Raw genomic sequence first — 21,664 nt, forward strand, 5'->3', positions numbered from 1 at the left:
CCCTCGAATTTGGCAGGAACCAACACAGAGCCGCTCATCTACCTGCTTTGGTCACCTCATCCTGCCGTGTGCCCGGCGGGCACACGGACGGTCGCGGGGGCGACCACCGGTACGGGCGCGGGGACTCCCGGGCACCGGGCGTCCGGGGCGGCGGAGTCCTGGCGAGCACCACCGGCACCGGGAAGGGTGCCCTCCCTGAGATAGGCGGCCAGGCGCCGGTCGACACAGGCGTTCCCGTTGAGCGCGACCCCGTGGTTGCCGCCGGGCACGGCCAGCAGCCGGGAGCGGTGGAACAGGGCGCGCATCCGCACCGCCCCGGCGTACGGGGTGGCGGCGTCGCGCTCGCCCTGGATCAGCAGGACCGGCGGCAGCCTGTCGTCGTCCTGGATCCGCACGGGGGTCCCGGCCGGCTGGGGCCAGAACGCGCACGGCGCGTTGTACCAGGCGTTGGGCCAGGTGAGGAAGGGCGCCCTGGCGTTGGCCCTGGTCATGTCGGTCCGCCAGCGCGCCCAGTCGCGCGGCCAGGCGGCGTCGCGGCACTGCACCGCGAGATAGACCGCGTAGCTGTTCTCGTCCTTGGCGTCGATCACCGCGTGCTTGCGGTAGATGTTGACCAGAGGGGTCGCCTCCCCCCTCTTGACGTAGGCGGAGAAGGCCTTGGCCAGCTGCGGCCAGACGGCGTCGGAATAGCCGCCCAGGGTGTAGACGTCGTCGAGCTCGCTCGGGCCGACCACCCCTTCGGCCGGGCGGTCACCCAGCCGGTCCCGCATGGCGTTCCAGGCGAAGGAGACCGCCCTCTCGGTGGCGCCGAGCCGGTAGACCTGGTTGTGGCGGGCGATCCACCTCAGGAAGTCCTCGTGCCTGTCCTGGAAGGCGATGCTCTGGTCGAGGTTCGAGCGGTACCAGATGCCGCGCGGGTCGACCACGCTGTCCATGACGAGCCGCTTGAGCCGGTCGGGGAAGAGCGTCGCGTAGACCGCGCCGAGGTAGGTCCCGTACGAGTAACCCAGGAAGCTGATCTTCGACTCGCCAAGCGCCGCCCTGATCATGTCCATGTCCCTGGCGGAGTTCTCGGTGGTCATGTGAGGCAGCATCCAGCTCCACCGCTCGCCGCACGCCTGGGCGTACTTGCGGGCCCTGCCGATCAGCACGCTCTCGTCGTGCCGGGTGACCGGCACCTGGTCGGGGCGGGGCGCCTGGTAGTACCTCTTCGGATCGACGCATTTCAGGGCGGGCTGGCTGGACCCCACCCCGCGCGGGTCGAAGCCGATCACGTCGAACCGGTCGGCCAGGCCGTCGGGAAGCCCCGCCGCGACGCCCTTGACCAGCTCGCGGCCGGACGCCCCGGGGCCACCCGGGTTGACCAGCAGCGCGCCGAGGCGATCGTGGGTGGCCCTCCCCTTGATCCGGTTCAGGGCGATGCCGATGGTCTGGTACGGGTTGGCGTAGTCGAGCGGCACCCTCAGGGTGGCGCACTCCATCGGGTTGTCCACCCGCCCGGCGGGAGCGGGCACCGCCCCGGTCACCGGGGCTTCGCCCTCGCAGGGCCCCCAGTCCAGCCCCTCCCGCTCCTGGGCCACCGCCCCCTGCGGCACCCCCAACGCCGCGGCCAGCATCGCGATGCTCGCGGCGATCCCGACGACCCTCTTCTTCACTGTGTGATCCCCCTACTCGTACGGCAGAGGCGATGGTCTCCCGGGGGCGGCGCGATCACCCGGAACACAGCCGGATGTCTAGCAAAGTGTAGTCAGATGATTGCTAAGTGTAATGACACCAGGTCGGGCGGCGGCACGACGGGAAGCCGTGAGCGCCCTCCGGAGGTCCCGGCGCCCTGCCCACGTCTCGGTACGGGCGGCGCGGAGCTCGGCACGGGAGGGACTTGGGAGTACGGCCCCACCCCGCCGGGCGCGGGAGGGACGCGCGGGTGCAGACGCGAAGGCGCGCGGATACAGACGCGGGAGAGACGCGCGGGTACGGGCGCGCCCGCGCCTCGACGCGATCCCGCGCGGGGAAGACCACCCTAAGAACGAACCCGCCCGCCCCCGGGCGCGGCACGGCGCGATCCCGGAAGCGGGCGGAAAGACTTTTCGGCCGGAGTGCCGGGCGGCCCGGCCGTCGAGCGCTCGGCTAGCCGACGACGACCTGGGGACCGGGGGCGTCGTCGTCGAGATCGACCTCAACGCCCATCTTCTCGGCGAGGATCAGGGCCTCCTCGATCAGGGTCTCCACGATCTGCGACTCGGGGACGGTCTTGATGACCTCGCCCTTGACGAAGATCTGGCCCTTGCCGTTGCCGCTCGCGACGCCGAGGTCGGCCTCGCGGGCCTCGCCGGGACCGTTGACGACGCACCCCATCACCGCGACGCGCAGCGGGACCTTCAGTCCTTCGAGCCCCGCCTGGACCTGCTCGGCCAGGGTGTAGACGTCGACCTGGGCGCGCCCGCAGGAGGGGCAGGAGACGATCTCCAGGCCGCGCTCGCGCAGGTTGAGCGACTCCAGGATCTGGTTGCCGACCTTGACCTCCTCGACCGGAGGGGCGGACAGCGACACGCGGATGGTGTCGCCGATGCCCTCGGCGAGCAGGGCGCCGAACGCGACCGCGGACTTGATCGTGCCCTGGAAGGCCGGGCCCGCCTCGGTGACGCCGAGGTGGAGCGGGTAGTCGCACCGGGCGGCGAGCAGGCGGTAGGCCTGGACCATCACGACCGGGTCGTTGTGCTTGACGGAGATCTTGATGTCGCGGAAGCCGTGCTCCTCGAAGAGCGAGCACTCCCAGAGCGCCGACTCCACCAGTGCCTCGGGGGTGGCCTTGCCGTACTTCTGGAGCAGGCGGGGGTCGAGCGAGCCGGCGTTGACGCCGATCCGGATCGGCACGCCGCGCTCGCCGGCGGCGCGCGCGATCTCACCGACCTTGTCGTCGAATTTCTTGATATTGCCGGGATTGACCCGGACCGCCGCGCAGCCCGCCTCGATCGCGGCGAAGACGTACTTCGGCTGGAAGTGGATGTCGGCGATCACCGGGATCTGCGACTTCTTGGCGATGATCGGCAATGCGTCGGCGTCGTCCTGGGAGGGGACGGCGACCCGGACGATCTGGCAGCCCGAGGCGGTCAGCTCGGCGATCTGCTGGAGTGTGGCGTTGATGTCGGCGGTGACCGTGGTGGTCATCGACTGGACGGAGACCGGCGCGTCCCCGCCCACGGGGACGGAGCCGACCATGATTTGACGGGATACGCGTCGCTCGGCGATCGGCCTGGTCCTTACGGACGGGATTCCGAGAGCAACAGAAGTCATTTTCAGCCCTTGAAGAGTCGACGACACTCATCAGTCTAGGCAGTCCCAGTGAGCTCGCGTGCCCGTATCCGCGCCCAGGAGTCGGCGTCGAGCACCTCGGCGACCGAACCGGCCTCGGTCACGGTGTGCTCGGAGACCACCGCCGCCACGGTGTCGACGATGCCGGGGAACGGGAGGCGCCCGGCCATGAAGGCCTCGACACAGACCTCGTTGGCGGCGTTGTAGACGGCCGGGGCCGTGCCGCCGGCCTCGCCGACGTGGCGGGCCAGCGCGACGGCGGGGAAGGCCTCGTCGTCGAGCGGCTCGAACGTCCAGGTGTGGGCGGTGGTCCAGTCGACCGCGGGGGAGGCGTCGGCGACCCGCTCGGGCCAGCCGAGGGCCAGCGCGATGGGCAGGCGCATGTCCGGCGGGCTGGCCTGGGCGATGGTCGAGCCGTCGACGAACTCGACCATCGAGTGGATGACCGACTGCGGGTGGACGACGACCTCGATGCGGTCGAAGCCGATGTCGAAGAGCAGGTGGGCCTCGATGACCTCGAGGCCCTTGTTGACGAGTGTGGCGGAATTCACCGTGATGACCGGCCCCATCGACCAGGTGGGGTGGGCGAGGGCCTGCTCGGGGGTGACGTCCGCGAGGTCCGCGCGCGACCTGCCGCGGAAGGGGCCGCCGCTCGCGGTGACGACCAGGCGGCGCACGGCGGAGGCGTCGGGGCCGGTGGGACCCGCGGCCCACAGGCACTGGGCCAGCGCGGCGTGCTCGGAGTCGACCGGGATCAGCTGGCCGGGTTTGGCCAGGCGCTTCACCAGCGGCCCGCCGACGATCAGCGACTCCTTGTTGGCGAGCGCGAGCACCCGGCCGGCCTCCAGCGCGGCCAGCGTGGAGGTCAGTCCCAGCGCCCCGGTGATGCCGTTGAGGACGACGTCGGCGGGCCAGGCCGCGGCCTCCGCCACCCCCTCCGGCCCGGCCAGCACCCGCGCGCCCACCCCGTACGCGGCCAGGGCCTCGCGCAGCTCCGGCACGGCGGAGGGGTCGGCGACGGCGACCACGTCGGGCCGGAACTCGGCCGCCTGCCTGGCCAGGAGGTCGATCCGGCCACCGTAGGCGGCCAGCGCGACCACCCGGAACCTGCCGGGGTTGCGGGCGATGACGTCGAGGGACTGGGTCCCGATGGACCCGGTCGAGCCGAGCAGGACGACGGAACGGACGGTGTCTGGCTGCACCGCCCCATTCTCCCGGCTCGGACCGCGCTGTCGAATCGGCCGTAGCGGGCCTGGCCGGTCTGGATCAGGGCTGATCATGGCGAAAATCTGTTAGGCGTGGAACAGGCGATAAAAGGCGTTATTTAAGTCCGAATTTAGTCATATCAATAGTTGTAAAGCCTGGGAAATGCGCACGTACGGCGCACTAGCTTCCCGGAACAGCAAGCAGCCCCTCGGGAGGTACATATGCGGCGCACGGCACGGCTCGTCCCTATTCTCACCGCCATCGCGGGAAGCACCCTGCTCCCCGCGACGATCGCGCACGGCGCCACGGCGGACACCGCGGCGAAGGCGAACGCTGCGGCGAACACCGTCGCGGGCGCCACAGCGGGCGCGGCGGGCGCGAGCGGGGGCGGCGTCACCGCGGCGCGGGCCGTTCCCCAGCCGGTCGAGAAGGAGGCGGCCGACACCAGGAAGGAGCAGCAGACCGTCCAGCGCTACTGGACCGAGGAGAGGATGGAGACGGCCCGGCCGCTCGCCGCCCTCGTCCCCGAGAAGGACGGCGCCCGGCTCACCGCCGGGGCGATCGCGGCCCAGACCGCGGCCGACCCCGTCTCCGTTCCCGCGACCGAGCCCGACGGCGACGCCGTCATGGCCACCAGCGGCTCGGCGGCGGCCCGCGCCTCCACCGGCGCGGCGTGGACCCGCGGCGGGGCGATCGTCAAGACCGCGGGACGCGTGTTCTTCACCTACCAGGGCCGCAACGCCTCGTGCTCGGCGAGCGCGGTGACCAGCGAGAACAAGAGCACCGTGATCACAGCGGGGCACTGCGTGAGGATGGGCGGCGCCTTCCACGGCAACTGGGTGTTCGTGCCGGGGTACGAGAACGGCGAGCGGCCCCACGGCACGTGGGTGGCGACCACCCTCTACACGACCCCGCAGTGGAACAACTCCGAGGACGTCAACTACGACGTGGCCTCGGCGGTGGTGGCCCCGCTGAACGGCAAATCCCTGACCGACGTGGTCGGCGGCCAGGGCGTCTCCTTCAACCAGGCGCGCCGCCGGCAGATGCACTCCTTCGGCTACCCCGCGGCCGCCCCCTACAACGGCTCCAAGCTGATCTACTGCGCCGGGCGGGCGTTCGACGACTTCCTGATGTCCCGCGACATCGGGCTGAACTGCAACATGACCGGCGGATCGAGCGGCGGGCCCTGGTTCCTCAACTTCAACGAGAGCACCGGCCTGGGCACCCTGAACTCGGTGAACAGCTTCAAGTACGGCTTCGCCACCGGCTGGATGTTCGGCCCCTACTTCGGGACCGAGGCACAGGCCGTCTACGAGGCCGCCCAGACCACCGGCACCCCCTGATATTCACCAAAAGTAATCACAACAACACCACACGTAGTGCAAACTCGGGTTTCATGACCTCAAGCCTCCCCCTGCTTGCGGCCGCCTCACTCGTCGCCGGGCTGCTGATCGCCCCGACGACCGGCGCGACGGCCATCCGGCAGACGGCCACCGAGTCCGGGCGGCGGGCCGCGAAGACCCCCGTCCAGCCCTTCACCGAAAAAACCGAAACGACCGAAACAACCGGGAAAACTCAAACAACCGGGAAAACCGGGAAGACCGCGACAGTCGCGGCGACCGGCATACCGGACGTCGTCGAGCACGCGACCGCTCCCACCGCGTCGGAGCGGGAGCGCGTGCTCGGCTACTGGACCCCCCGCCGGATGGCCTCGGCGCTTCCCATCGACCGGCTCGCCAAGGTCACCGGGGTGCTCAGGCGGCTCTCCGCCGCCGGGCAGGGGGTGACCCCCCGCCGGAGCCCGCAGGGCGCCGCGTCCCGCACCGCGGGCGCCCGCTGGACCTCCGGCGGGGCGGTGGGGCGCACCACGGGACGGGTGTTCCTGACCATCAAGGGCAGCGACTTCGTGTGCTCGGCGAGCTCGGTCAGGAGCGCCAGCAAGGACCTGGTGGTGACCGCCGGCCACTGCGTCAAGGACGGCACCGGCGCCTGGGCCGACAACTGGACCTTCGTCCCCGGCTACAGCCAGGGCCGCCGCCCGTACGGGCAGTACACCGCGCGCCGCATGTTCGTCGCGGGCCCCTGGTCACGCGAGGGCGACGACAGCCACGACATCGGCATGGTGGCGGTCGGCACCAGCGGCGGCAGGCACCTCGGCGACGTCGTCGGCGGCCAGGACATCGCCTTCGGCGCTCCCCGGGGACGCCACGCCAGCGGCTTCGGCTTCCCCGCCGACGCGCCCTACGACGGCGAGCACCTGGTCTACTGCGCGGGCCCGCTCCGCGACGACCCGAACGGGCAGACCGGCGACCAGGGCATGCGCTGCGACATGACCGCCGGATCCAGCGGCGGCCCCTGGCTGAGCGGCTTCGACGCCTCCACCGGCCGGGGCACGATCGTCTCGGTCAGCAGTTTCAAGTACAGCGACGACCGCCGCACCATGTACGGCCCCTACTTCGGCGACTCCGCCAGGGCCCTCTACACCACGGCCTCCGCGTCGTGACACCGGCGCGGAGGCGTCCCTGACCCGCTGCCGGTTCAGAGGGTCAGGCCGGTGAGGACCATGACCTTCTCGTAGGTGAAGTCGGCGATGGCCGAGCGAAGACCCTCGCGGCCGACGCCGGAGTCCTTGACCCCTCCGTAGGGCATCTGGTCGGCGCGATACGACGGCACGTCACCGATGATCACACCGCCGACCTCGAGCTCGCGGTTGGCCCGGAAGGCGTTGTCGAGGCTGCGGGTGAACACCCCGGCCTGCAGCCCGTACCTGGAGTCGTTGACCGCGGCGAACGCCTCGTCCACCCCGGACACCTTCTGGACGACCATCACGGGGCCGAAGACCTCCTCGCGGGAGACCTTGGCGTCGGCCGGTACGTCGGCGAGCACGGTCGGCGCGAAGGTGGCGCCCTCGCGGGTGCCGCCGGTCAGCAAGCGGGCGCCCGCCGAGACGGCCTCGCCGACCCACCGCTCCACGCGCTCGGCGGCCTCGGCCGACACGAGCGGCCCGACCTGCGTCTTCTCGTCGGCGGGGTCGCCGGTGACCAGGGCCTCGACGGCCGGGACGAGCCGGGCCACGAAGTCGTCGTGGACCGACTCCTCGACGATCACCCGCTGGACGGCGATGCAGCTCTGACCGGCCTGGTAGTTGGAGAACAGCGCGATCCGCGAGGCGGCCCAGTCGAGGTCGGCGTCGGCGAGCACGACCGCCGCGGCGTTGCCGCCGAGCTCCAGGGTCACGTGCTTGCGCGGGACCCGGTCGATGATCGCGTACCCCACGGGGGCCGACCCCGTGAAGGAGACGACCGGCAGGCGCGGGTCCTCGACCAGCGCGCCGGCGCGGTCGTTGGGCACGGGGAGCACGGAGAACATGCCCTCGGGCAGGTCGGTCTCGGCCAAGATCTCGCCCAGGACGAGCGAGGAGACCGGCGTCGCCGGGGCGGGCTTGAGGACGATCGGGGCACCGACGGCGATGGCGGGGGCCACCTTGTGCGCCACCAGGTTGAGCGGGAAGTTGAACGGGCTGATGCCCAGGATCGGGCCGTGCGGGACCCGCGAGACGTAGGCGAGGCGACCGGCGGAGGCGGCCTCGGTGTCCAGGCGCACGGTCTCGCCGCCCAGGCGGCGGGTCTCCTCGGCCGCGAACCTGAAGGTGGAGACCGCGCGGCCGACCTCGCCGCGGGCCCAGAAGATCGGTTTGCCGTTCTCGGCGGTGATCAGGGCGGCGATCTCGTCGGCGCGCTCGGCCAGGCGGCGCGAGACGTGCGCGAGGGCCTCGGCCCGCACGTGGATCGGGAGCGCGGCCGCCTGTTTCCGCACGGCCGCCGCGGCGGCGACGGCCTCCTCGACCTGGCCCGCGGTCGGCACGGAGCAGACGGCGACGACACGGCCGTCATGTGGGTTGGTCACGGTGAGCTCGCTCTCGCCCGTGGCGGGGCGTCCGGCGAGCCAGAAGGGGCGCACGTCCATACCCCCGACGCTATGTCACCGGCGCGGGAGCGGCCTTACTCCACTCCGCACAACAGCCCCAAATCGGTACGCCGTTCCGCATAAAGCCCGCTCACACCCTCCCCTGTAACGAAAACAGGGGTATTCGGGGATATTCCTTACAAGGTGCCGGTTTGAATGATCCGCACCGTGGCTAAGTCACCGGATGGACGATCAGAGTGGAAGGGCGTGGGCGCATGACCTCCTCGGCGCCGCGCGGCCTTCAGGGTGCCTATCTGGTGGGTGAGCGGGCATCCCAGGACGAGCTCCGTGGCAGGCTGCTCGACGTCGCCAGCCAGCTGCTGGTCACCATCGGGCCCGAGAGCCTGTCGATGCGCCGCATCGCCACCGAGGCGGGATGCTCGACGACCGTCATCTACACCATGTTCGGCAGCAAGGAGGGCCTGGCCGAGGCGCTGTACCTGGAGGGCTTCGAGCGCTTCCGGCGCCGCCTGGAGGCCGTGCCCTCGCGCAAGGACGCCCTGGAGCACCTCATCGCGCTGGGCCCCGCCTACCGGGAGGCCGCGCTGGACGAGCCCGGCTACTACGCCCTGATGTTCGAGCGGGCGATCCCCGGCTTCATGCCGAGCGAGCGGGCCAGGACCCTCGCCCGCGCGGCGCTGAACATCGTCGACCGGGTGATCGCCGACTGCATCTCGGCCGGATACATCGTGCCCACCCAGCCCAGGAAGATCGCCGACGCCGTGTGGGCCGCGGCCCAGGGCGCGATCAGCCTGGAACGTGCCGGGCACCTGCGCGACAGCAGCACCTACGACACGGTCACCTACGCCGTCATCTCCCGCTACCTGGTCGTCGACCGCGACCGATCCTGACGGCGCCCTCCGGACGGGACCGCCGCCCCCACTTCGACGGCACCCCCACTCCGACGGCGCCCTCCAGCGGAACCCCCGCCACCGGTCCCCCGATCCCGGCCCCCGGCCCCGGTCTCCCGTCCCGGAACCCCCGGCCCCGGTCTCGCCGCCCGAGCCCCCGGGAGCCCGGCCGTCACCTGGCGACGGCCAGGGCGACCCAGAGTTCGGCGCGGACGGCGGGATCCTCAAGGTCACGGCCGACCAGCTCCGCGACCCGGCGCATGCGATAGCGCAGGGTGTGGCGGTGCACCCCCAGCCGCTGCGCCGCCGCGTCCCAGTGACCGTTGCAGTCCAGGTACGCGCGCAGGGACCCCAGCAGGTCCGCGCGCGAGCCGTACTCCCTGAGCGGGGCGAGCAGCGCCGAGGAGAACGCCTCCGCCACGTCGGGGTCGAGCAGGGCGAGCAGTCCCTGGCCCGCCAGGTCGGCGAAGCGCACCACCCGCGCGCCACCGCGCCTGGCCGCGGCGAGCGCCTGGTCCGCCTGGTCGAGCCCCGCGCGCAGGTCACCGAGACCCGCCGGATCGCCGACCCCGACGGGGCCGTGCTCGCCGAGCGCCGCGGCCACGGCACCGGCCCGCGAGACCGGGACCAGCAGGACCACCCTGTCGCCGTCGGCCGCCGCGAACTCGCTCCCGGCGGCCTCCAGCACCGCCTCCGGCTCACCGGCGCAGGCGACCGCGACCAGCGGCTCGCCGTCAAGCCGCTCCCCCAGCCGCTCCAGCGTCTCGCACCCGGCGTCCACCTGCCCGGCCAGCAGCAGCCGCAGCACGGCGGAGCGGACCCGGCGCTCGGCGGCCAGGTACTCCCCGCCGTGCTCGACGGCGAGCGTCAGCAGGGAGGCGGCGGCGTTGACCACGGTGTGCGCGACCGGGGTGAAGGACCGGCCGATGCCGACGGCGAGAAATCCCCTGACGCGGCGGGCCCCGAGCGGCCGCACGATGACGTGCTCGTCGGGCGAGGAGAGGGCCACGCTCGCGGGAGCGCCCCGGCTCGTGATCCTTCTCAGCCGCTCCAGCTCGGGGCCGAGGTCGCCGGCGGCCGCCGCCGCGCCCCTGCCCGCCATGTGCCGTACGGCCCCTGCCTCGTCGAGCAGGATCGCCCAGCCGCCCAGCTCGCGGGCCAGGCGGTCGATCACCGCGCGGGGGCCCTCCGGGCGCAGCGCGGCGCGGGTGAGGCGGCCCTGGGCGGCGAAGGCCCTGCTGAGCTCGTCGTACTGCTCGGCGGCGATCAGCTCGCTGACCGTCTTGCCGATGGCGACGAACGGGGTGTCGCGCGGCACCTCGACCAGCGGCAGCCCGGCCCGCGCGGCGGCCTCGACCAGCGCCTCGGGAATCGTCTCGTGCCCGAGCCCGACGCCGAACCCGAGCCCGGCGACCCCCCTGCCGACCAGGCGCTCGACGTAAACACCGGCGTTGCGGGCGTCCAGGCGCATGCCCGTGGTCAGGACCAGCTCGCCGCCCTCGAGGAAGGGGGTGGGATCCTCCAGCTCGCTGACCGCCACCCAGCGCACCAGCCGGTCGAGCGCCTCTCTCCCGGCGAGCACGGTGAGCCCGAGCGGCAGCCGTCGTACGACGGTGCTTAGCGTCGGCGCCACAACCACCCCCGTTTTATACGTTATGTCTATTCTGCTCCCTGCAATTTTGCCATAGTGCATCATCGGCACACCGGCATTCGCGACATAGCTTCACATCATGAGCACCGTCACCGAGGGCGGCCCCTCGCTTCCGCAGAAGCGCCGCCTCATCACCGAGATTCCCGGCCCGAAGTCCCGCGAGCTGCTCGCGCGCAAGCAGGCCGCCGTGCCTCCGGGCATCGGCACCACGCTGCCCGTCTTCGTGACGCACGCCGGGGGCGGTGTCGTGGTCGACGCCGACGGCAACTCGCTGATCGACTTCGGGTCCGGCATCGCGGTGACCGGTGTCGGCAACTCCGCCCCCCGCGTCGTCGAGCGGGTGCGCAGGCAGGTGGCGGACTTCACCCACACCTGCTTCATGGTCACGCCGTACGAGTCGTACGTGCGGGTCGCCGAGAAGCTCAACGAGATCACCCCCGGCGACCACGAGAAGCGCACCTTCCTGCTCAACAGCGGCGCCGAGGCCGTGGAGAACGCGGTCAAGGTGGCCCGCCACGCCACCGGCCGCCAGGCGGTCGTCGTCTTCGAGCACGGCTACCACGGCCGGACCCTGCTCACGATGACGCTGACGGCCAAGAACATGCCGTACAAGCACGGCTTCGGCCCGTTCGCCCCCGAGGTCTACCGGGTGCCGCTGGCCTACCCGTTCCGCTGGCCCACCGGCCCGGAGAACTGCGCCGAGGAGGCCGCCGCCCAGGCGATCGACCAGATCACCAAGGAGATCGGCGCCGAGAACGTCGCCGCCGTGGTGATCGAGCCGATCTCGGGCGAGGGCGGCTTCATCGAGCCCGCCAGGGGCTTCATGCCGAGGATCCTGGAGTTCTGCCGCGACAACGGCATCGTCTTCGTCGCCGACGAGGTCCAGACCGGCTTCTCCCGCACCGGCCACCTGTTCGCCTGCGAGGACGAGGGCATCGTGCCCGACATCATCGTCACCGCCAAGGGCATCGCGGGCGGCCTGCCGCTGGCCGCCGTCACCGGCCGCGCCGAGATCCTGGACCGGGTCCACGTGGGCGGGCTGGGCGGCACCTACGGTGGCAACCCGCTCGCCTGCGAGGCGGCGCTGGGCGTGATGGAGACCATCGAGGCCGACGACCTGACCGGGAAGGCCCGCCGCATCGGCGAGACCATGCTTCCCCGGCTCCGCGCCATGGCGGAGGGGAATCCGGTGATCGGCGACGTGCGCGGCCGGGGCGCCATGATCGCCATCGAGCTGGTCGTCCCCGGCACCAAGGAGCCGCACCCCACGGCGGCGGGCGAGATCGCCAGGAGGTGCCACGCCGAGGGCCTGGTCGTGCTGACCGCGGGCACCTACGGCAACGTGCTGCGTTTCCTGCCGCCGCTGGTCATCCCCGACCACCTCCTGGAGGAGGGGCTCGCGATCCTGGAGAAGGCCGTAAGCGAGCTCTGATCGTTTAGAACGCACCAAAAGGGGCACCCGGCTTGATGCTGAGTGTCCCTTTTGCCGTTATGCGGCCCGCATGTAGGCCGTGATTTAACCACCGCTTGACATCCGCCACAGCGATCACGGGCCGTGACCGCGTTATAACGGTTCCGATATGAAAGTGCGCGATCAAGACAGGAAACGTGTCGACGTCCTCCCCGCGGCCGAGCCACGGGACAAAACAAGGAGTCTCCACGCCGGAGGTATTTAGATGAACTGGGGGCCGCCCAGAACGGCACACGTCACGACGACCTTCGATCCAGAGGGGCTGACCCGCACCCAGCGTGAGGGCGACGCCTGCGTGGCCTGCCACAAGAAGTGGCCCCGCCCGCGAATCAAGATCGGCCGCCTTCCCGACGGCACAGCCCTTTTCGCCTGCCCGGAGTGCGCCGACGCGCTGCTGCCGCAGCAGGACGACACCCGCTCCTTTCCCAGGCGCGTGGCCTTCTCCTGAGCCCTCTTCCCGACCTCCCCGACCTTCCTCCCCGACCTCCCGGACCGCCGGTGCGGGCCCACGGGCCCCGCGCCGGCCACCGGAACCGGCTCACCCGGCAGCCCCTCCGAAGCGACTCCCCCAAAACGGCCACTCCGGTAGTTTCTTCACACCGAACCACCGAACCACCGAACCACCGAATCACCGGAACATCGGAGCGCGCCCGCACGCACGGGATCGAACCGCCGTACGGCCGGGGCGGCGCCCGCGCCCCGGAAGGCGAGAACCGCCTCTCCTGCGCGAACGGATGTCGAGACCGGGCACCCCGCTCCGACCTGCCTGTGAGAGGGGCCCGCACCGGGCGCCGCGAGCACGAGGAGCGAGACCGTGAAGTACATGCTGCTGATCTACAGCAACCCCGCGACCTGGGAGACCCTGTCCACGGAGGAGCTCAACGGCCTGATGGGCGAGGCCGGGGCCCTCATGAAGGAACTCACCGACTCCGGGGAGTGGGTCGGCGGGGAGGCCCTGGCCCACCCGTCGCAGACCAAAACCGTGAAGGTGCGCGACGGCGTCCCCGCGACCACGGACGGGCCCTTCCTCGAGGCCAAGGAGCACCTGGCCGGATACTGCGTGATCGACTGCGAGACCCCCGAACGGGCGGTCGAGATCGCCGCGCGCTGGCCGGACGCCCGGCTGTGCGCGATGGAGGTACGGCCGCTCATGGACGCCACCGGCACCGAGGCGTGACCTCTTCCACCGGGGCCGAGGACCTGCTGCGCGAGCTGGCGCCGCAGGTCCTCGGCGTGCTCGTCCGGCGCCACGGGCACTTCGACGCGTGCGAGGACGCGGTACAGGAGGCGCTGCTGGCCGCCGCGCTGCAGTGGCCCGAGCAGGGCACGCCGGACAATCCCCGAGGCTGGCTGATCACGGTCGCCTCCCGCAGGCTCACCGACGAGCTGCGCAGCGAGTACGCGCGCAACCGCAGGGAGAGCATGCTCGCGGCGCGGGCGCCCGCCGACGAGTTCCTGTCGCCCGCCGCCGACGCCGAGCCCACCGGCGGGCAGGACGACACCCTGACCCTGCTGTTCATGTGCTGCCACCCCGCCCTGACCCCCGCCTCACAGGTCGCGCTCACCCTGCGGGCCGTCGGCGGCCTGACCACCGCGCAGATCGCCCACGCGTTCCTCGTCCCCGAGGCGACCATGGCCCAGCGCATCAGCCGGACCAAGCAGCGGATCAAGAGCACCGGCATCCCCTTCGCACCGCCTCCCGAGCCCGAGCGGGCCGAGCGGCTGCGGGTGGTCCTGCACGTGCTGTACCTGATCTTCAACGAGGGTTACACGACCACCTCGGGCCCGGACCTGCAGCGCCGCGAGCTGACCGGCGAGGCGATCAGGCTCACCCGCGCGGTCCACGGGCTGCTGCCCGACGACGGCGAGGTGACCGGGCTGCTCGCCCTCATGGTGCTCACCGACGCCCGGCGGCCGGCACGCACCGGGCCGGGTGGCGCGCTCGTACCGCTCGCCGAGCAGGACCGGAGCCTGTGGAGCGGGGAGTCCGTCGCCGAGGGGGTGGCGCTCATCACCGGCGCGCTGGCACGGGCCCCGCTCGGCCCGTACCAGCTCCAGGCGGCGATCGCCGCGGTGCACGCCGAGGCGGCGCGCGCGCAGGAGACGGACTGGCCGCAGATCGTCGCGCTGTACAGGCTGCTCGAACGTCTGGCCCCCAATCCGATGGTCACGCTCAACCACGCCGTCGCGCTCGCGATGGTGGAGGGCCCGGGGGCCGGGCTCGACCTGCTCAAGACCCTGGAGGCCGACGACAGGATGGCCGGGCACCACCGCCTGCACGCGGTGCGCGCACACCTGCTGGAGACGGCCGGCGACCGCGAGGCCGCCCGCGCCGGCTACCGGGAGGCCGCGCGCCGCACCACCAGCCTCCCCGAGCAGCGCTATCTGGAGGGCCGGGCCGCCCGGCTCGCGCGTCCGGAGCCCTGAACGGCCCCCGGACGACCTTTACGAAGTAAGCCCACGGATGTCAGGCCGACAGGAGCGCCTTGGTGGTCTCCTCGCGCATGCCCCACGGCGAGCCGTAGGCGTTGAGCAGCTCCAGGAAGGGCACCGCGTCGAACGCCTCGGGGCCGAGCACCCCGCTGCCCGACCAGGCACCGGTGGCCAGCAGCTCCAGGGCGACCACCGGGTGCACGGCCGTCTGCCAGACCACGGCCTGGCAGCCGTACTCCCGCATCGACCACTCGTTGTCGACCACGTGGTAGAGGTAGACCTCGCGCGGCTCGCCGTCCTTGCCCACGCCCTTCACCCAGGTCCCGGCGCAGGTCTTGCCCCGCATCCGGTCGCCGAGCGTGGCCGGGTCGGGCAGGCTGGCCGCGACCATGTCGCGCGGCGAGGCCTCGACGCCACCCACCTTGATCTTGTCCGCGCTGTCCAGGCCGAGCTTGTGCAGGGTCTTCAGGACCCCGATGAACTCCTCGCCCAGGCCGTACTTGAACGTCACCCGCTTGGCGTCGATGTAGCGGGGCACGAGGAGCACCTCCTCGTGCTCGACGTTGACGCACTCGACGGGCCCGATCCCCTCGGGGAAGTCGAACATCTCGGGCTCGCTGAACGGCTCGGTGGTGTGCCAGTCACCGTTCTCCCAGATCACCGGCGGGTTGAGGCACTCCTCGATGGTCGTCCAGATGGAGAACGTCGGCGCGAAATCGTAGCCGTCGACCACCAGGTTGGAGCCGTCGCGGATGCCGATCTCCTCGATGCTCTCGAACAGGTGCTCGGAGGCGTAGCGCGCGAACACGTCGGCCAGCCCCGGCTCCACGCCCATGCCGACCAGCGCCAGCCCGCCCTTTTCCCGCCAGGCCTCGGCGAGGGCGAACTGCTCGTCGCCGAGCTTCACCCCGGTCAGCTCGTACGGCCTGCGGGGGTGGGGCCGTGACAGCGACATCGCCATGTCGAGGTAGTGGGCCCCGGCGTTGAGCGCCGCCTCGAACAGGGACATGGTGAAGCGGGGGTCCACCGCGTTGAAGAGCACGTCACAGCGGTGCTCGGCGAGGGCGGCCTCGACCGCCCCCCGGTCGGAGGCGTCCAATCCGATGGCGCTGAAGCGCGGGTCGGCGATCTTGGCCACGACGGCGGCGGCCCGGTCCTGTTGGGAGTCGGCGACCACGATGTGTTCGAAGAAATCTCGGCGCGCGGCGATCGGCACGACGGCGGAACCGACGCCGCCGGCTCCAACAAGAAGGATTCTCATGGCGACCACCCTACCCACTGACTGGTCAACCAGTCGATAGAGAGGCCATGATTTTCCCACCGAATCCATCGTCAAAGGTGATCATGGCAACGAAAAGCGTGGCGATACGCGAGTTATACGGGCATGCAGGATGAAGAGCGCCCCCACGAGGAAGGGGCGGGCCCCGCGGCCCGTCAGGCCGGGGCCGGAAGGCGGCCGGTCACTTCACGAGCTGCTTCCAGCGCTCCGCCCAGTCGGTGTAGTCGGCGCATTCCCCGCCCCGGCCCCCGCAGTCGCGCGTCGGGCGGGTGGCGAAGAAGACGTCGCGCAGCCCGCGGCCGTCACCCACGCGGTAGACCTCGCACATCCGGCGGGCGTTCCCGCCGCACGCCTCCGGGTTGGCCGGGGCGAGCCCGGTCCAGGCCGCGGCGGGGCGCTGCGCCGGCGCCGAACTCACCCAGTTCAGCCACCGGTAGGCGCAGTTCGGGCTGGCGGGCCTGGCCGCGAGCATCCACGAGTCGACCCACCCGGTCGTCGGCACCCCCTTCAGCGCCTTCACCGGCCGGTCCGCGCGCCGGAAGAGGTCCAGGTGGTACGGGAGGGCCTGGGCGATCCGCACCGGCCCCGTCGACAGGGCCCTGACCAGGTCGAGCGCGCCGTCCCAGTAAACCCGGTCGGGGCCGTCGTTCTCGGCGACGAGCTTCACGGCGGCGTCGAGCTGGGCGGAGGTGAGCTGGAACGGGTCGTCGGTCTCCAGCTCCGGACGCGTCGCGCCGACGGCGAGCGCGGCGTCGGCGATGCTCAGCGGGCTGTTCCTGATCGCCGCCGGAGACGCCCCGTACAGCGCCGACGGCCCCTCGGGCCTGTCCCCCTCGTAGACCACCTGGTTGACCCCCCACAGGTAAGGGATGCCGTAGACCCTGCCGTCCTCGCGCAGTCCGGGCAGCTCGCGCAGGCGCTTGGGGATCCGCCGGTAGTCCTCGACCAGCGCCGTGTCGAGCGGCGCCACCTTCCCCTGCTCCACCAGCAGCCCGGCCAGGTCGGGCGCGGGCGAGACGGCGTCGTAGGCGCCGGCGGCGAACCTGGTGGCCATCTCCTCGCTCGTACGGACCTGGTCGAGCTTGACCACGCAGCCGGTCTCCCGTTCGAAGGGCGCGAGCCAGTTGACCCGCGAGCTGGTCCCGCCGTATTCGACGTAGCCCTGGAAGGTGAGCACCCGGAGCGTGCCCTCCCCCTTGCCGATGGACGCCGACGGCGTCGGGACGGGGGTGGCCGCGGGGGTCGCGCCGGGACCGGAGGTGGGTGTCACGGCGGGGGTCACGGGCGTGGTGGCGGAGGGAGAGGGGCCGCGCACCGGCCTCGCCGCGCTCGCGGCTCCCGCCTGGGCGCAGGCGGCGAGCGCCAGCCCGCCCACTCCCAGCAGCGCTCCGAGACGCGCTCGGCGGAGCCTGTCCCTGCCCACGAGGCCCACGAGGTTTCCTCCCGACGTCGCCACCGACCTGCCCGGGAGCCTACCGGCCCGCACCCGCCCCGGGGCCCGGCGGACGCGCGGCGTCCGCACGCCGCGCCAAGGGAACCGGACACGCCGGAGAATACGCGAGGCCCGCGCCCCGGCAGGAGGGGCGCGGGCCTCGCGGGCCGAAGGCTACCCGTTGGTGGGGAAGCCGAGGTTGACGCCGCCGTGGCTCGGGTCGAGCCAGCGGGAGGTGATGACCTTGCCCCGGGTGTAGAAGTGCACGCCCTCGGTCCCGTGGACATGGGTGTCGCCGAAGAGCGAGGCCTTCCAGCCACCGAAGCTGTAGAAGGCCATCGGCACCGGGATCGGCACGTTGATGCCGATCATGCCGACCTCCACCTCGTTCTGGAAGCGCCGGGCCGCGCCGCCGTCGTTGGTGAAGAGCGCGGTGCCGTTGCCGTACTCGCCGGCGTTGATCAGCTCCAGGCCCTCCTCGTAGGAGGAGACGCGGACGATCGCCAGGACCGGGCCGAAGATCTCCTCGCGGTGGACCCGGGAGCCGGCGGGCACGTGGTCCAGGACCGTGGGGCCCAGCCAGAAGCCGGGGGCCTCCTGGGCGGTGGCGCCGCCCAGGACGGGGGTCAGGCGGCCGTCCACGACGAGTTTGGCGCCCTCGGAGACGCCCAGGTCGAGGTAGGAGACGACCTTGTCGCGGTGCGCCTCGGTGACGAGCGGGCCCATCTGGGAGGACGGGTCGTCGCCGGGGCCGACGGTCAGCGCGGAGACCCGGGAGACGATCTTGTCGACCAGCTCGTCGCCGACCGGGTCCACGGCGAGCACGACGGAGATCGCCATGCAGCGCTCGCCCGCCGAGCCGAAGCCGGCCGACACCGCGGCGTCGGCGACCAGGTCGAGGTCGGCGTCGGGCAGGACCAGCATGTGGTTCTTGGCCCCGCCCAGCGCCTGGACCCGCTTGCCGTGGGAGGTGCCGGTCTCGTAGACGTACCTGGCGATGGGGGTGGAGCCGACGAACGAGACCGCGCGCACGTCCGGGTGCTCCAGCAGCCGGTCCACCGCGACCTTGTCGCCCTGGACGACGCCGAAGACGCCGTCGGGCAGCCCGGCCTCCTTCCAGAGCGAGGCCATCAGCAGCGACGCGGAGGGGTCCTTCTCCGAGGGCTTGAGGATGAAGGCGTTGCCCGCGGCGATCGCGATCGGGAACATCCACATCGGCACCATGGCCGGGAAGTTGAACGGGGTGATCCCTGCGACGACGCCCAGCGGCTGCCGGATCGAGTAGGAGTCGACCCGGGTCGAGACGCCCTCGGAGAAACCGCCCTTGAGCAGGTGCGGGATGCCACAGGCGAACTCCACGACCTCCAGGCCCCGGGCCACCTCGCCCAGCGCGTCGGAGTGCACCTTGCCGTGCTCGGACGAGATCAGCCGGGCGAGCTCGTCACGGTTGGCATACATCAGCTCGCGGAAGCGGAACAGCACCTGCGAGCGCTTGACCAGCGAGGAGTCCCGCCAGGCGGGGAACGCCGCGACGGCGGCGGCCACGGCCGCGTCGACCTCGTCCACGGACGCGAGGTGGACCCGCCCGGCGACCTTCCCGGTCGCGGGGTCGAAGATCTCCGAGGTGCGGCCGGAGCCCTCGACGGGGCCGCCGCCGATCCAGTGGGTGACGTTCTTCACGAGACGACCTCGGCGTTGATGGTTTCGAGTGCGCTGACGATGATCCCGAGCCCCTCGGCGGCCTCGTCGAGGGTCAGGGTGAGCGGCGGGGCCATGCGGAGCACGTTGCCCTTCAGGCCGCCCTTGCCCGCCAGCAGGCCGGACTTCCTGGTCTCCTCCATGAAACGGGAGGCCAGGGCCGGTGAGGGCTCGCCGGTCGCCGGGTCGACCAGCTCGACGGCGAACATCAGGCCCTTGCCGCGGACGTCGCCGACGATCGGCAGGCGCGGCGCCGCCTCGCGGAGCCCGTCGATGATCAGGGTGCCGGTCCTGGCGGCGTTCGCCTGCAGGTCGCGGTCGAGGACGTAGTCCAGGGTGGCGTTGGCGGCGGCCATGGAGATCGGGTTGCCGCCGAAGGTGGCCAGCCCGACGGCGTGGAGGTTGTCCATCAGGTCGCCGCGGGCGACGACGCCTCCCACCGCGAAGCCGTTGCCCAGCCCCTTGGCGAAGGTCATCATGTCGGGCGTGACGCCGTGGTTCTGGATGCCGAAGAAGGCCGAGCCGGTACGGCCCCAGCCGGTCTGCACCTCGTCGGAGATGAACAGGATGCCCTCGGCGTCGAGGACCTCCTTGTAGGCGGCGAACAGCCCGTCGGGGGCCATGGTGAAGCCGCCCACCCCCTGGATCGGCTCGGCGATCAGCGCCGCCACGTCGCTGGAGACGGCGGTGGAGAGCACGTGGCGCAGGTCGTCGACGCAGGCCGCGATGTAGCCGTCGTCGGAGAGGCCGCGGAACTGGGCGAGGTGGCGGTCGGCGCCGTGCAGGAAGTGCACGTTCAGCGGCGACAGCGAGTTGTTCTTCCACGCGCGGTTGCTCGTGACGCTGACCGCTCCGAAGGAGCGTCCGTGGTAGCTCTGCCGCATGGCGAGCACCTGGTCGGACCTGCGCGCGTAGGTCGCCAGCAGCAGCGCGGTCTCGTTGGCCTCGGTGCCGGAGTTGGTGAAGAAGACCTTCGCGTCCGGGATGCCGGAGAGCCTGGCGATCTTCTCGGCCAGCTCGACCTGGCCGCGCAGCAGGTAGACCGTGGAGGTGTGCACCACACCGGTGGCGATCTGCCGCTCGACGGCCTCGCGCACCTCGGGCACGTCGTACCCGATCATGTTGGTCAGGATGCCCGCGAAGAAGTCGAGATAGCTCTTGCCCGACGCGTCGACGACGCGGTTGCCCTTGCCTGAAACGATCTCGATGGGCTCGTCGTAGTAAAGGGCCAGCCAGTTTGGCATTACCGCGCGATGGCGCGCGAGGAGGTCCGACATACATCGAGTATCGCCTCTCGACGCCATCGCTCACACCTGCAACATGTCGGCATATTCCCGCCGAACCCATCACAGTGTCAGGTCTCGCCGACGAGGATCGCGCCCCGTGACGAAGCCTGTGCGGCTTGCGCCACGCGACGGAGCCTGTGCGGCTTGCGCCACGCGACGGATGGCGCAAGCCGCACAGGAGGGTCGGGCGGAGCACCCCCCAGGTTCCCCGCCCGGGCTTCGATGGTCATGGGGCTGTACTGAATCCAGCATCGCCCACATTTCCCATCAAAGCAACCGGGAATACATGGATAATGCGTTTTCAGTCTTTGATGTGGCTGCGCGCACGCCCTGCGGGCGTGAAAATCGGGGGTGGTTGCCCGCCGACGTCGAGTCCGCCTGGTGCCTGGTCGAGGCCGGTTTTCAGTCTGACGCCGGGAGCCGCCCAAGGGGCCCTGAATTGTCGCTTCGAGCACGAGAGCCCGGCTCTTGATCTCCCCTTACGGCTCCCCGGGCAACCGCCCCTGCCCACAACGGAGGAGACGAGGGAGACCTGTGCAGGAAAGCGATGAGCCACTGGAGTTGGTGGAACGGGTCGCGGCGATCGACATCGGCAAGAGCGGCCTGGTGGTGTGCGTGCGCGTCCCCCACGACGACAAACCCGCACGGCGCCGCCAAGAGGTACGCGAGTACACCACGCTGACCGCCTCCCTGCTCGCCCTGGCCGACTGGCTGCGCTGCCAAGCCGTCACCCTGGTGGCGATGGAGGCCACCTCCGACTACTGGAAGCCGGTCTACTACCTGCTGGAAGCCGAAGGGTTCACCTGCTGGCTACTGAACGCCAAGCACGTCAAGAACGTCCCCGGCCGCCCGAAAACCGACAAGCTGGACGCGGTCTGGCTGGCCAAGGTCGTCGAACGCGGCATGTGCCGGCCCAGCCTGGTCCACCCCAAACCGATCCGCCAGCTACGCGACCTGACCCGCTATCGGCGCAGCCTGGTGCGCGAACGCACCCGAGAAAAACAGCGCGTGGAAAAGCTGCTGGAAGACGCCCAGATCAAACTGTCCAGCGTGATCAGCGACATCTTCGGCGTCTCCGG

Annotated in this window: 17 protein-coding genes; 8 read left to right on the plus strand and 9 right to left on the minus strand. The window is 71.4% G+C overall.

Translation table 11 applies throughout. From position 1 onward, the window contains the following. Positions 1-56 precede the first annotated feature (56 nt). From ACSDR0_RS03640 to dxr, 3 genes are all read right to left on the minus strand, one after another. Positions 57-1,655 carry an alpha/beta hydrolase gene (locus tag ACSDR0_RS03640; protein WP_435287266.1) on the minus strand — a complete coding sequence of 533 codons (1,599 nt, stop codon included), beginning with the start codon at positions 1,653-1,655 and terminating at the stop codon, positions 57-59. A gap of 472 nt (positions 1,656-2,127) precedes the next feature. Then, positions 2,128-3,294 (minus strand): flavodoxin-dependent (E)-4-hydroxy-3-methylbut-2-enyl-diphosphate synthase, encoded by a 1,167-nt coding sequence (gene ispG / locus ACSDR0_RS03645; RefSeq protein ID WP_435287267.1) that lies wholly within the window; start codon positions 3,292-3,294, stop codon positions 2,128-2,130. A gap of 35 nt (positions 3,295-3,329) precedes the next feature. Next, on the minus strand, positions 3,330-4,514 hold the full coding sequence (gene dxr, locus ACSDR0_RS03650; protein WP_435287268.1) for a 1-deoxy-D-xylulose-5-phosphate reductoisomerase: 1,185 nt from the start codon (positions 4,512-4,514) through the stop codon (positions 3,330-3,332). 225 nt (positions 4,515-4,739) lie between these two features. On the opposite strand from dxr, the gene ACSDR0_RS03655 reads away from it, so the two are divergent. Both ACSDR0_RS03655 and ACSDR0_RS03660 read left to right on the plus strand, forming a co-directional pair. Continuing rightward, positions 4,740-5,861: a trypsin-like serine peptidase gene (locus ACSDR0_RS03655; RefSeq protein ID WP_435287269.1), complete on the plus strand. Its 1,122-nt coding sequence runs from the start codon at positions 4,740-4,742 to the stop codon at positions 5,859-5,861. Positions 5,862-5,914: 53 nt separating this feature from the next. After that, complete coding sequence (locus ACSDR0_RS03660; RefSeq protein ID WP_435287270.1) at positions 5,915-7,021, plus strand: trypsin-like serine peptidase; 1,107 nt, start codon at positions 5,915-5,917, stop codon at positions 7,019-7,021. Positions 7,022-7,056: 35 nt separating this feature from the next. Here ACSDR0_RS03660 and ACSDR0_RS03665 read toward each other — a convergent pair whose 3' ends face one another. Continuing rightward, positions 7,057-8,484, minus strand: a complete 1,428-nt coding sequence (locus ACSDR0_RS03665; protein ID WP_435287271.1) for an aldehyde dehydrogenase family protein — start codon at positions 8,482-8,484, stop codon at positions 7,057-7,059. Positions 8,485-8,699: 215 nt separating this feature from the next. Between ACSDR0_RS03665 and ACSDR0_RS03670 the strand changes: the two genes are divergently transcribed. Beyond that, entirely contained in the window at positions 8,700-9,335 is a 636-nt protein-coding gene (locus tag ACSDR0_RS03670) for a TetR/AcrR family transcriptional regulator (RefSeq protein WP_435287272.1), read from the plus strand. 172 nt (positions 9,336-9,507) lie between these two features. On the opposite strand, the gene ACSDR0_RS03675 is transcribed toward ACSDR0_RS03670, so the two are convergent. Then, complete coding sequence (locus tag ACSDR0_RS03675) at positions 9,508-10,974, minus strand: PucR family transcriptional regulator (protein ID WP_435287273.1); 1,467 nt, start codon at positions 10,972-10,974, stop codon at positions 9,508-9,510. Between the two features lie 91 nt (positions 10,975-11,065). Between ACSDR0_RS03675 and gabT the strand changes: the two genes are divergently transcribed. The 4 genes from gabT (at position 11,066) to ACSDR0_RS03695 (ending at position 14,884) form a co-directional block, all read left to right on the plus strand. Beyond that, on the plus strand, positions 11,066-12,418 hold the full coding sequence (gabT, locus tag ACSDR0_RS03680) for a 4-aminobutyrate--2-oxoglutarate transaminase (protein ID WP_435287274.1): 1,353 nt from the start codon (positions 11,066-11,068) through the stop codon (positions 12,416-12,418). Between the two features lie 244 nt (positions 12,419-12,662). Continuing rightward, entirely contained in the window at positions 12,663-12,905 is a 243-nt protein-coding gene (locus ACSDR0_RS03685; RefSeq protein WP_435287275.1) for a hypothetical protein, read from the plus strand. A gap of 375 nt (positions 12,906-13,280) precedes the next feature. Continuing rightward, entirely contained in the window at positions 13,281-13,634 is a 354-nt protein-coding gene (locus tag ACSDR0_RS03690; RefSeq protein ID WP_435287294.1) for a YciI family protein, read from the plus strand. After that, positions 13,631-14,884, plus strand: coding sequence for an RNA polymerase sigma factor (locus ACSDR0_RS03695; protein ID WP_435287276.1), 1,254 nt, complete (start codon positions 13,631-13,633; stop codon positions 14,882-14,884). The genes ACSDR0_RS03690 and ACSDR0_RS03695 overlap by 4 nt, the downstream gene beginning before the upstream one ends. 40 nt (positions 14,885-14,924) lie before the next feature. On the opposite strand, the gene ACSDR0_RS03700 is transcribed toward ACSDR0_RS03695, so the two are convergent. The 4 genes from ACSDR0_RS03700 to ACSDR0_RS03715 all read right to left on the minus strand — a co-directional run bounded on the left by ACSDR0_RS03700 (position 14,925) and on the right by ACSDR0_RS03715 (position 20,576). Beyond that, positions 14,925-16,151: a saccharopine dehydrogenase family protein gene (locus ACSDR0_RS03700; RefSeq protein ID WP_435287277.1), complete on the minus strand. Its 1,227-nt coding sequence runs from the start codon at positions 16,149-16,151 to the stop codon at positions 14,925-14,927. 199 nt (positions 16,152-16,350) lie between these two features. Next, positions 16,351-17,601, minus strand: a complete 1,251-nt coding sequence (locus tag ACSDR0_RS03705) for a hypothetical protein (protein ID WP_435287278.1) — start codon at positions 17,599-17,601, stop codon at positions 16,351-16,353. 174 nt (positions 17,602-17,775) lie between these two features. After that, positions 17,776-19,281 (minus strand): CoA-acylating methylmalonate-semialdehyde dehydrogenase, encoded by a 1,506-nt coding sequence (locus ACSDR0_RS03710; protein ID WP_435287279.1) that lies wholly within the window; start codon positions 19,279-19,281, stop codon positions 17,776-17,778. Further along, positions 19,278-20,576 carry an aspartate aminotransferase family protein gene (locus ACSDR0_RS03715; RefSeq protein WP_435287280.1) on the minus strand — a complete coding sequence of 433 codons (1,299 nt, stop codon included), beginning with the start codon at positions 20,574-20,576 and terminating at the stop codon, positions 19,278-19,280. Before ACSDR0_RS03715 ends, ACSDR0_RS03710 begins: the two co-directional genes overlap by 4 nt. Positions 20,577-21,119: 543 nt before the next feature. On the opposite strand from ACSDR0_RS03715, the gene ACSDR0_RS03720 reads away from it, so the two are divergent. Next, the coding region (locus tag ACSDR0_RS03720; protein WP_435287281.1) for an IS110 family transposase at positions 21,120-21,664 on the plus strand (545 nt) is incomplete at its 3' end.

The organism is Streptosporangium sp. G11 (genome assembly GCF_051192615.1).
Taxonomy (GTDB): Bacteria; Actinomycetota; Actinomycetes; order Streptosporangiales; family Streptosporangiaceae; genus Streptosporangium.

Bases quoted from the DNA above. Each gene is read 5' to 3' on its own strand.
- ispG (WP_435287267.1), bottom strand. From the start codon at position 3,294: ATGACTTCTGTTGCTCTCGGAATCCCGTCCGTAAGGACCAGGCCGATC.
- ACSDR0_RS03655 (WP_435287269.1), top strand. From the start codon at position 4,740: ATGCGGCGCACGGCACGGCTCGTCCCTATTCTCACCGCCATCGCGGGA.
- ACSDR0_RS03660 (WP_435287270.1), top strand. From the start codon at position 5,915: ATGACCTCAAGCCTCCCCCTGCTTGCGGCCGCCTCACTCGTCGCCGGG.
- ACSDR0_RS03665 (WP_435287271.1), bottom strand. From the start codon at position 8,484: ATGGACGTGCGCCCCTTCTGGCTCGCCGGACGCCCCGCCACGGGCGAG.
- ACSDR0_RS03670 (WP_435287272.1), top strand. From the start codon at position 8,700: ATGACCTCCTCGGCGCCGCGCGGCCTTCAGGGTGCCTATCTGGTGGGT.
- gabT (WP_435287274.1), top strand. From the start codon at position 11,066: ATGAGCACCGTCACCGAGGGCGGCCCCTCGCTTCCGCAGAAGCGCCGC.
- ACSDR0_RS03685 (WP_435287275.1), top strand. From the start codon at position 12,663: ATGAACTGGGGGCCGCCCAGAACGGCACACGTCACGACGACCTTCGAT.
- ACSDR0_RS03690 (WP_435287294.1), top strand. From the start codon at position 13,281: ATGCTGCTGATCTACAGCAACCCCGCGACCTGGGAGACCCTGTCCACG.
- ACSDR0_RS03700 (WP_435287277.1), bottom strand. From the start codon at position 16,151: ATGAGAATCCTTCTTGTTGGAGCCGGCGGCGTCGGTTCCGCCGTCGTG.
- ACSDR0_RS03715 (WP_435287280.1), bottom strand. From the start codon at position 20,576: ATGTCGGACCTCCTCGCGCGCCATCGCGCGGTAATGCCAAACTGGCTG.